The sequence below is a fragment of the Pseudomonas sp. 22072 genome, assembly GCF_052046095.1.
GTDB classification, from domain to species: Bacteria; Pseudomonadota; Gammaproteobacteria; order Pseudomonadales; family Pseudomonadaceae; genus Aquipseudomonas; species Aquipseudomonas paracarnis.
Genome location: NZ_JBQEQE010000027.1, coordinates 1 through 9,519, shown reverse-complemented (window position 1 = coordinate 9,519; position 9,519 = coordinate 1). Strand labels below are relative to the sequence as shown.

At 59.6% G+C, this 9,519-nt stretch carries 11 protein-coding genes; 6 read left to right on the top strand and 5 right to left on the bottom strand.

Going from position 1 to position 9,519, the window contains the following annotated elements:
- Positions 1 to 167 precede the first annotated feature (167 nt).
- A complete protein-coding gene (locus tag ACTJLA_RS22460; protein WP_003193780.1) occupies positions 168 to 1,622 on the top strand; it encodes a TrkH family potassium uptake protein in 1,455 nt (484 codons plus the stop codon).
- On the opposite strand, the gene ACTJLA_RS22455 is transcribed toward ACTJLA_RS22460, so the two are convergent.
- Complete coding sequence (locus ACTJLA_RS22455; protein WP_034128534.1) at positions 1,579 to 2,637, bottom strand: AraC family transcriptional regulator; 1,059 nt, start codon at positions 2,635 to 2,637, stop codon at positions 1,579 to 1,581. The genes ACTJLA_RS22460 and ACTJLA_RS22455 overlap by 44 nt on opposite strands.
- A gap of 160 nt (positions 2,638 to 2,797) precedes the next feature.
- Here ACTJLA_RS22455 and ACTJLA_RS22450 point away from each other — a divergent pair, with 160 nt between their 5' ends.
- Positions 2,798 to 3,109 carry a DUF962 domain-containing protein gene (locus ACTJLA_RS22450; RefSeq protein ID WP_034128574.1) on the top strand — a complete coding sequence of 104 codons (312 nt, stop codon included), beginning with the start codon at positions 2,798 to 2,800 and terminating at the stop codon, positions 3,107 to 3,109.
- 10 nt (positions 3,110 to 3,119) lie between these two features.
- Here the strand turns inward: ACTJLA_RS22450 and ACTJLA_RS22445 are convergent, their stop codons facing one another.
- Positions 3,120 to 3,392, bottom strand: coding sequence for a hypothetical protein (locus ACTJLA_RS22445; RefSeq protein WP_314545549.1), 273 nt, complete (start codon positions 3,390 to 3,392; stop codon positions 3,120 to 3,122).
- A gap of 80 nt (positions 3,393 to 3,472) precedes the next feature.
- Here ACTJLA_RS22445 and ACTJLA_RS22440 point away from each other — a divergent pair, with 80 nt between their 5' ends.
- The gene (locus ACTJLA_RS22440) at positions 3,473 to 3,655 is read left to right on the top strand and encodes a hypothetical protein (protein ID WP_054918213.1); all 183 of its coding nucleotides are present in this window, start codon (positions 3,473 to 3,475) and stop codon (positions 3,653 to 3,655) included.
- 103 nt (positions 3,656 to 3,758) lie between these two features.
- Positions 3,759 to 4,955, top strand: coding sequence for an MFS transporter (locus ACTJLA_RS22435; protein WP_054896694.1), 1,197 nt, complete (start codon positions 3,759 to 3,761; stop codon positions 4,953 to 4,955).
- Here ACTJLA_RS22435 and arfB read toward each other — a convergent pair.
- From arfB to ACTJLA_RS22420, 3 genes are all read right to left on the bottom strand, one after another.
- Positions 4,952 to 5,365 (bottom strand): alternative ribosome rescue aminoacyl-tRNA hydrolase ArfB, encoded by a 414-nt coding sequence (gene arfB / locus ACTJLA_RS22430; protein ID WP_034128536.1) that lies wholly within the window; start codon positions 5,363 to 5,365, stop codon positions 4,952 to 4,954. The genes ACTJLA_RS22435 and arfB overlap by 4 nt on opposite strands.
- An 11-nt stretch (positions 5,366 to 5,376) precedes the next feature.
- The gene (locus tag ACTJLA_RS22425; RefSeq protein ID WP_198862480.1) at positions 5,377 to 6,060 is read right to left on the bottom strand and encodes a pentapeptide repeat-containing protein; all 684 of its coding nucleotides are present in this window, start codon (positions 6,058 to 6,060) and stop codon (positions 5,377 to 5,379) included.
- A 100-nt stretch (positions 6,061 to 6,160) separates the two neighbouring features.
- Positions 6,161 to 7,582: an amino acid permease gene (locus tag ACTJLA_RS22420; RefSeq protein ID WP_072448466.1), complete on the bottom strand. Its 1,422-nt coding sequence runs from the start codon at positions 7,580 to 7,582 to the stop codon at positions 6,161 to 6,163.
- 648 nt (positions 7,583 to 8,230) lie between these two features.
- Between ACTJLA_RS22420 and ACTJLA_RS22415 the strand changes: the two genes are divergently transcribed.
- A complete protein-coding gene (locus tag ACTJLA_RS22415; protein WP_003175756.1) occupies positions 8,231 to 8,368 on the top strand; it encodes a hypothetical protein in 138 nt (45 codons plus the stop codon).
- 73 nt (positions 8,369 to 8,441) lie between these two features.
- The gene (locus ACTJLA_RS22410) at positions 8,442 to 9,401 is read left to right on the top strand and encodes a leucyl aminopeptidase (RefSeq protein WP_259284637.1); all 960 of its coding nucleotides are present in this window, start codon (positions 8,442 to 8,444) and stop codon (positions 9,399 to 9,401) included.
- The last annotated feature ends 118 nt before the right edge of the window (positions 9,402 to 9,519 follow it).

The window sequence follows — 9,519 nt, the reverse complement described above, 5'->3', positions numbered from 1 at the left end:
ATCGCAGGCAAGCCAGCTCCCACATTGGATTGCGGGGCGTCAGGTGGATATCCGCCGGCTGGCAGGCCAGCTCCCACAGGGGTTCTCCATCAACCGGCACCCCTTGGTTTACAAGACCTGCACCGCAGGTAGAATGGCGCCTCTGCCCAATCACCCGAGCGAACTTCATGGCGTTGCCGACCCTGCGCATCATCGGTTTCATCATCGGCATCTTCCTGATCACCCTTGCGGTCGCCATGGTGATCCCGATGGCGACCCTGGTGATCTTCGAACGCACCAGCGACCTGCCCTCGTTCCTGTGGGCCAGCCTGATCACCTTTATCGCCGGCCTGGCGCTGGTCATCCCTGGTCGCCCAGAGCACGTGCACCTGCGCCCCAGGGACATGTACCTGCTGACGGTCAGTAGTTGGGTGGTGGTGTGCATCTTCGCGGCCCTGCCCTTTTTGCTGACCCAGCACATCAGCTACACCGACTCGTTCTTCGAAAGCATGTCCGGCATCACCGCCACAGGCTCCACCGTGTTGAGCGGGCTGGACAGCATGTCGCCGGGCATCTTGATGTGGCGTTCGCTGCTGCACTGGCTCGGCGGTATCGGCTTTATCGGCATGGCGGTGGCGATCCTGCCGCTGCTGCGCATTGGTGGCATGCGCTTGTTCCAGACCGAATCCTCGGACCGCTCGGAAAAGGTCATGCCTCGTTCACACATGGTGGCGCGCCTGATCGTGGCGGCGTATGTGGGCATCACCATCTTCGGCAGCCTGGCCTTCTGGTGGGCCGGAATGGGCGTGTTCGATGCGATCAACCATGCGATGTCGGCGATTTCCACGGGCGGGTTTTCCACCTCGGACGAGTCCCTGGCCCATTGGAAACAACCGGCGGTGCATTGGGTCGCGGTGGTGGTGATGATCCTGGGCAGCTTGCCGTTCGCCCTGTACGTGGCCACTTTACGTGGTAACCGTCGGGCGCTGATCAAGGACCAGCAGGTGCAAGGCTTGCTCGGCCTGTTGCTGGTGACCTGGCTGGTACTCGGCACCTGGTACTGGTGGACCACCAACCTGCATTGGCTCGATGCCTTGCGCCATGTGGCGCTGAACGTGACGTCTGTGGTGACTACCACCGGCTTTGCACTGGGGGACTACAGCTTGTGGGGCAACTTCTCACTGATGCTGTTTTTCTACCTGGGCTTTATCGGCGGCTGCTCGGGCTCCACCGCGGGCGGTATCAAAATCTTCCGTTTCCAGGTGGCCTACATCCTGCTCAAGGCCAACTTGAATCAGTTGATCCATCCGCGCGCGGTGATCAAGCAGAAGTACAACGGCCATCGCCTCGATGAAGAGATTGTGCGGTCGATCCTGACTTTTTCGTTTTTCTTCGCCATCACCATCTGCATGATCGCCCTGGCCCTGTCGCTGCTAGGCGTGGACTGGATGACCGCGTTGACCGGCGCCGCCAGTACCGTTTCCGGCGTGGGCCCCGGCCTGGGCGAAACCATCGGCCCGGCCGGCAACTTCGCCACCCTGCCGGATGCCGCCAAGTGGATCCTGTCTTTGGGCATGTTGTTGGGTCGCCTGGAGATCATCACCGTGTTTGTGTTGTGCATTCCGGCGTTCTGGCGTCACTGACCGACGACATTTGTTGCAAGCGCGCCCGGTATTCACCGGGCGTGGCATCGAACCAGCGGCGAAACGCGCGGAAAAAGTTGCTCGGGTCGGCAAACCCCAGCAGGTAAGCGATTTCCAGCAAGGTCATGCTGGGTTGTGCCAGGTACTGCTCGGCCAGTTCGCGCCGGGTGTCATCAAGCAAGGCCTGGAAGCTGGTGCCCTCCTCCTGCAGCCGCCGCTGCAAGGTGCGCTGGGACAGGTGCAACGTCTGGGCCACGGCTTCGCGCTTGGGCTCGCCCTGAGGCAACAGGCGGCACAGCACCTGACGCGCCTTGTGGGTCACGCGGCTTTCGGAAAAACGCGCCAGGTATTCACCGGCAAAGCGATCATGCAACAGCGCCATGGCTTCGTTGGCCGTGGGCAGCGGCGCCTCCATGTCCGCCTGCTCGAAAATCAGCGCGTCATAGGGTGCATTGAATTGCAAAGGCGCATGAAAGGCCTGTTGGTAGGGCGCCAGGTCCGCCGGCTGCTCGCCTTGCAGCAGCACTTTGCGGGGCTGCAGGGTGCGCCCGGTGAGCCAGCCGCACAGGGCCAGGGCGCTGGCCAGCGAGGCTTCGGCGCTTTGACGGGTCGGCGGCAGGTGATCGCCATGCACCGTCAGAATTAACGCATAGCCTTCGGGTAACAGTCGAAAACTCAAATCAGCGCTTTCGGCGATGATGCGCTGGTAGCGCACCAATCGCATAAAACCTTCGGCCAGGGTGTTGCTGGACATCAACGCATAACCGGCAACGTGAAACGAGGCCGGGCGCACCACCTTGCCCATGTTCAGGCCAATCGCCGGGTTACCCGACACCTCTACCGCGCGTTGCCACAGGCGGGTCATGGCGTCTTGCGGGAAGCGCGCATCGGGGTCACTGAGGGCGGCGTAGTCCAGGCCCAGTTGCTTGAACAAGGCACGGCAATCCAGGCCATCCATTTCCAGCGCCTTGACGATGCCCATCGCCCAGCTTGCAGAAGTTGTTCGTTCGCTCATGGCGTCTTCTTGTTGAAAGCAGGCTCAAACGGCAGCCAGGAAGCCAAGGATACTAAAGTGGCATCTATTGTCACTGGCTGTTAGCACTGATCACTCTAGACTCAAATAAGCTCCCCGCCGCGCACCCGTTGGCGGCACAGCAACCAGAGGGCCGGTGACCGTGGAAAACATCAAGAAATTCAACAGTTTTGCCGAGTTCTACCCGTACTACCTGAGCGAACATGGCAACAGCACCTGCCGACGCCTGCACTTTATCGGCACCACCCTGGTAATAGGCATTCTCGCGTACGCCATCGGCAGAGGCTCATTGGTTCTGCTGCTGGCGTTGCCCCTGGCAGGCTACAGCTTTGCCTGGATTGGCCACTTCTTCTTCGAAAAGAACCGCCCCGCCACCTTTCAGCACCCGTTCTACAGCTTGCTGGGGGATTTTGTGATGTACCGCGACATGATCCTGGGCAAGGTGCCGTTCTAGGGGTGTGACCTCATGTCACTTGCGCCTGAACCATTAAAAATTGTGCATCTGTGGAGATAAAAGTCTTTTTGTCATTTACGGTGCTGTATCCTGCCAAGGCTTTTTGAGAGCGCGGAATCACCTGCGATTGAAAAAACAGACCTTGCGAGGAGCGACCACGATGCACGAGATACCTAATCTCCCCTTCCCAAGCCTGCACCCAACTGAGCAGCCAACACCGCAGCAGGCCAGCGACAAGCAGCCTGAGGCCAAAGAAGCAAAACCAGTCGAGCGCGAAAGCCAAGACTGACGCCGTACCAGACCGTGTGGAAAGCGCGCCTTTGAGCGCTTTCCACACTGCCTGAATTATCCGAGACCTTCACTATGACCACTTCCCCTTCCGACACGCCGGACGCCGCTGTACTCGACGCTGCCTTGCAGATGGTCGAAGTCTGGAACCGCCTCAGTGCCGACAAGCAAGCAGCACTGCTCAAGCGCTTCGGCACCCAGGAAAACGCCCTGGCGGCCTTGGTGACCACCCAATTGCTGGCCCCCGCCCAAGCTTGATCTGCCTTAGATCTGACGTTTTACATTTTTGCCGCCCTGCCCGGCTTGCGCACCGGTATCATTAGCAGCCTATCTTTACCTGCTGCGACAGTGGATCTCTCCCATGCCAGATACCCAGCGCCCCATGACGGTCACGCTGCAAGTCGTTTCCATCGTGCTGTTTACCTTCATCGGCTACTTGAATATCGGCATCCCCCTGGCCGTACTACCGGGCTATGTCCATAGCCAGTTGGGCTATGGCGCCGTCATCGCCGGGCTGGTGATCAGCGTGCAATACCTGGCAACCCTGCTGAGCCGCCCCTATGCCGGTAAGATCATCGACAATCTGGGCAGCAAGCGCGCCGTGCTGATCGGCTTGGTGGGCTGCGGTTTGAGTGGCGTGTTCATGTTGTTTGCGGCGTGGTTTTCCAGCCTGCCGGCTCTGAGCCTCGGCTGCCTGCTGGTCGGGCGGCTGGTGCTGGGCAGCGCTGAAAGCCTGGTGGGTTCGGGCGCGATTGGCTGGGGCATTGGCCGTGTCGGCGCGGCGAACACGGCCAAGGTTATTTCCTGGAACGGCATTGCCAGCTACGGCGCGCTGGCGGTGGGTGCGCCGTTGGGGGTGCTGCTGGTCAGCCATTTTGGGCTGTGGAGCATGGGCGTCAGCATCATTCTGTTGGCCGTGCTGGGTGTGCTGTTGGCCTGGAAAAAACAAGCGGCGCCGATTGTGCCCGGCGTACGTTTGCCGTTCATGAACGTGCTGGGCCGCGTGCTGCCCCATGGTTGCGCGCTAGCGCTGGGCTCCATCGGCTTTGGCACCATCGCCACCTTTATCACGTTGTATTACAGCACCCAGCACTGGGATAACGCGGTGTGGGCCTTGAGCCTGTTCGGTGCCAGTTTTATCGGCGCACGCTTGCTGTTTGGCAATTTGATCAACCGCATTGGCGGTTTTCGCGTCGCAATCGCCTGCCTGTCAGTGGAAGTACTGGGCCTGCTGTTGCTGTGGCTGGCGCCGGATGCCCAACTGGCGTTGGCGGGTGCGGCGTTGAGCGGTTTCGGCTTTTCCCTGGTGTTCCCGGCGCTGGGGGTAGAGGCGGTCAACCTGGTGCCGGCCTCCAGCCGAGGTTCGGCGGTGGGCGCCTATTCGCTGTTTATCGACTTGTCCCTGGGCATCACCGGGCCGCTGGCGGGCGCCGTGGCGGCAGGTTTTGGCTTTGCCTCAATCTTCCTGTTCGCGGCCCTCGCAGCTTTCGCCGGTTTGCTGCTGAGCTTCTACCTGTACCGCCAGGCGCCTAAGGCCCGCGAAACACGCGACGCCTAGAAGTCGACCTTGCCGCGCCCGGCCTTGATGCTGCCGCGCTTGGTCTTGGACTCCAGGCGGCGTTTCTTCGAACCCAGGGTGGGCTTGGTCGGACGACGCTTTTTCTCGACCTTGGTGGCGCTCTGGATCAACTCCACCAGGCGCTCCAGCGCATCGGCACGGTTCTGCTCCTGGGTGCGATATTGCTGGGCCTTGAGCACCAGCACGCCTTCGCTGGTGATCCGGCTGTCACGCAGCGCCAGCAGGCGCTCCTTGTAAAACTCCGGCAACGACGAGGCCGGAATATCAAACCGCAGGTGCACCGCACTCGACACCTTATTGACGTTCTGCCCACCGGCACCCTGGGCACGAATGGCGGTCAGCTCGATCTCGGCGTCGGGCAGGTGCACATTGTTGGAAATTTCCAGCATCAATCAAAACCTTAGGCAACGGACAAGCCCAACTCGGACAACAATATCGACGCCTGGGCTTTGGAAATCACGGCGCCTTTGAACAGTTTGGCATCATTGAGGCGAAAACCGCTCAAATCTGCACCGCGCAAGTCGGCACCCGCAAAATTAGCGCCGTTGATGCGGGCATGTGCGAGGCTGCAGTCGACCAGTTCAGCCTTGCGAAAGTCCGTATCCGACAAGTCGCTGTCGGAAAAATCCAGATTCTTGAGCACACTTCGAGCAAACGACAACCCGGATAAAAAGGCACTGTTGAGCAGGGTTTCGCTGAAGCTCAGCCCCAGTGACGCGCAATGGGTGAAATTGGCGCCCGTCAGCTTGCACTGGGTAAAAGTCGCCTGGGACAGTTTGCTGCGCTGCCAACGAGTGTTGTTCAGATCGCAACTGTGGAATTGCGCCTCGAGCAGGTTGGCCGCTTCGAAAATGGCGAGACTGGCTCGGCAGTTTTTCCACTGAGTCCCTTCCAGTCGAGAACCGAGAAACGAGGTCTGGACCAGGGTGCAGCGCTCGAACACCCAGTTGTCCAATGCCATGCGCGACAGGTCGACGCCACTTAAATCTACTCCGATCAAGCGCAAAGGGCCGCTGTGCGGGTCTATCAAGTCTTCCAGCTCATCGCGCTGCAAGGCGCTATCGGCGACGTCGGTGTATTGCATCGGGGCCTCCGAGCATGCGGAAAAAAGAGGGGGCGATTCTAACCTGCCATACCCACAAAAAACCCGGCAGGGCGCCGGGTTTTCTGCAAGGGGAAAAGTCCTACTCCAGAACCGGACCCGTTGCGCCAATAGCCGGCCGCGCCGTGCGCTTGTTCTTGATCCAGTAACACACTGCCATGAACGCTACCCACACCGGGATCGCATATACCGACACCTGAATCCCCGGCATCATCAGCATGATCACCAGGATAAACACCACGAACGCCAGGCAGATGTAGTTTCCATACGGATACCACAACGCCTTGAACAGCGGCACCTGGCCGGTGCGGTTCATGTGCTGGCGGAACTTGACGTGGGAGAAACTGATCATCGCCCAGTTGATCACCAACGTGGCCACCACCAGCGACATCAGCAGTTCCAGCGCGTCATGGGGCATCAGGTAGTTCATCAGCACCGCCACCAGGGTGATCGCTGCCGAGGCCAGGATCGAACGCACCGGCACGCCGCGCTTATCGATCTTCGCCAGGGCCCTGGGCGCATCGCCCTGCTCGGCCATGCCCAAGAGCATGCGGCTGTTGCAGTAGGTACCGCTGTTGTACACCGACAGCGCGGCGGTCAGCACCACGAAGTTGAGGATATGCGCGGCGGTGTTACTGCCCAGCATCGAGAACACCTGCACGAACGGGCTACCGCTGTAGGCATCGCCGGAGGCGTTGAGGGTCGCCAGCAGGCTGTCCCACGGTGTGAGCGACAGCAGTACTACCAGGGCACCGATGTAGAAAATCAGGATGCGGTAGATCACCTGATTGATCGCCTTGGGGATAACAGTACGTGGCTGGTCGGCTTCGGCAGCGGTAAAGCCGAGCATTTCCAGGCCGCCGAAGGAGAACATGATGATCGCCATGGCCATCACCAAGCCGCCGACGCCATGGGGGAAGAAACCACCATGCTCCCACAGGTTGCTGACCGAGGCTTGGGGACCGCCGCTGCCGCTGACCAGCAGGTAGCTGCCCAGGGCGATCATGCCGACGATCGCCACCACCTTGATGATGGCGAACCAGAACTCGGCTTCACCGAAGACTTTGACGTTGGCCAGGTTGATCGCGTTGATTAGCACGAAAAACGCCGCCGCCGAGACCCAGGTCGGAATCTCCGGCCACCAGTAGTGCACGTATTTGCCGACGGCCGTCAGCTCCGACATACCCACCAGAATGTACAGAATCCAGCAGTTCCAGCCCGACAGAAAACCGGCGAAACCGCCCCAGTACTTGTGGGCAAAATGGCTGAAGGAGCCGGCGACGGGCTCCTCGACAATCATTTCGCCTAGCTGGCGCATGATCATGAAGGCGATAAAGCCGCAGATGGCATAGCCCAGGATCATCGACGGGCCGGCGGATTTGAGCACCCCGGCCGAGCCCAGGAACAGGCCGGTGCCGATGGCGCCACCGAGGGCGATCAACTGGATATGCCGATTTTTCAGGCCGCGTTTCAGCTCGCCTGAAGAGGAATGGGGTCCACTCATGAAAAGGGTCTCACGCAAGGTTTGAAGAGTTGAATGCAGGTTGCTGCCTTGAATTACCGACTCAAGCAGCGCCGCTCAAACCCCAGCGCAGGCACCAGGAGTACAGCGTCTTTCTAATGGTCATGCGTCACCTGTTTGTTTTTATCTGTGACGAAATCGAACCCGTCCGGCTCGTGGCCAGGCGGAGTGATCAGGGGGATCAAACCCTGAGGTCTTGGCCTTTTGCGTGGGTACGCAAGGGGGGTCACAGTAAAACGCGGCGCATTGTACACCGCTCGACAGCTTCGGCACGCACCGGGAAAGTGCACAGGCAATTCTGTCAGCTAATGCTTACATCGACGCGCCCCCCCAACAACGCCAGGGCAGTTGCGTAAATCTATCGTTACACCACGGAAATTCTGCGTTACAGCCAGACTTTGGCAGCCCTCAACGGAATTCTGTCGGAAGGCCACGTCTGAAGAATCGCTTCAGCCAATTTACTGTTTTGCCTGAATAAAAAAATCCGCCAAAAAACAGAAGAAAAAATCCAAATGAAACCGTGTCAATAAATTTTTTGCATTTCGAAACACTCTCTTCTAGGTTCTTTCCACTTGCCCGCGAAGCCCGTGGGTGAGCCGTTCTCAATCAACGTCCTCTAGGAGATACACCATGCAAGCACTGGAAAACGACCTGGAAACCGAACTGCAACTCGACGATTGGTTTGAAGCGCCGACCCATGAGGCCGCCGTTGAAATGATGCAAGCCGATGCCGTTGTGCCTTTTGGCACCGCGATGTGGCCTTTCTAATAACCGGCAGGCATCCGGCAGGCGCTGTGCACGGCGCCTGCCCCCTTACCCAAGGCACCGAAGGACACCCGTCATGGACAAGGCCCGCGCCGTCGAACACTTTCTCTACTACCTTGCTCACCACCCTGCCCTCAACGGTCTGAACCGCCCCACCGTGTTGCTGGGCCATACCGAGCGCTATGAAGCCATCGCCCAGGCGATCACCCACGGCAGCGCCGCCCGCTTCAACTTCCAACTGCAACGCCTGGACCTGGCGCCCAGCGACACCCTGGCACAAGCCATTCAAACCTGTGACCTCTACCTGTTTCTCTACGATTCCTCCACGCTGCCCAACCCACGCGCCGAAGGCCCTGACTTTATCCGCGCCCTGCAAGGCGTGATGGCCGAGCACTGGAAGAAATCCCTGCTGTTCAAGGATTACGGCGACTATTTTTACGACACCTTCAGCGTCGAGCCCCAACGCATCGCCGACCTCAACGCCACACTGATCCGGCGCATGGCCCAGGCCAACGTGCTGAGCTTTACCGACAAACACGGTTCGCGCCTGGAAGCACCGATGAGCAGCATCAAGAAGTGGACCAATATCAACGGCGTCGGCAACCACGACCTGGCGCCCGGCGAAATCGCCACCCACAGCGAAGCCATCAACGGCCAGGTGCGGTTTGTCGGCACCTTCCTCAGTACCATCCCCTTTGCACGCAAATACGGCGTGCTGCAATCCCCGTTGGAGTTATGGATCGAGAACTCCACCGTTTGCAGCGTGGCCAGCGAAGTGCCGGGGCTGGCAGATGACTTCAACAAGTACCTGAATGCCAACCCGTCCAACCGTCGCGTGGAGGAGTTAGGGATTGGCACCAATGAAGGGGTCAAGGACCTGTATGCGCGCAATGCCGGGTTTGAAGAGCGTCACTGCGGGCTGCACCTGGGCTTGGGTGGCGGGCAGAAAGGCAGTCATCACCTGGACCTGATCTTTGCCAGCGGGGTATTGGCGCTGGATGACAAGCCGGTGTTTGATGGCGCCTTTGCCTTTTAAAAGACCGTCAGACGTGTAGAGATCCCTGTGGGAGCCGGGCTTGCCCTAATGCCAGTCAGTTAAGAGCTAGAGCAGACAACCAGTGACTTGTGGCGAGGGAGCTTGCTCCCGCTGGACT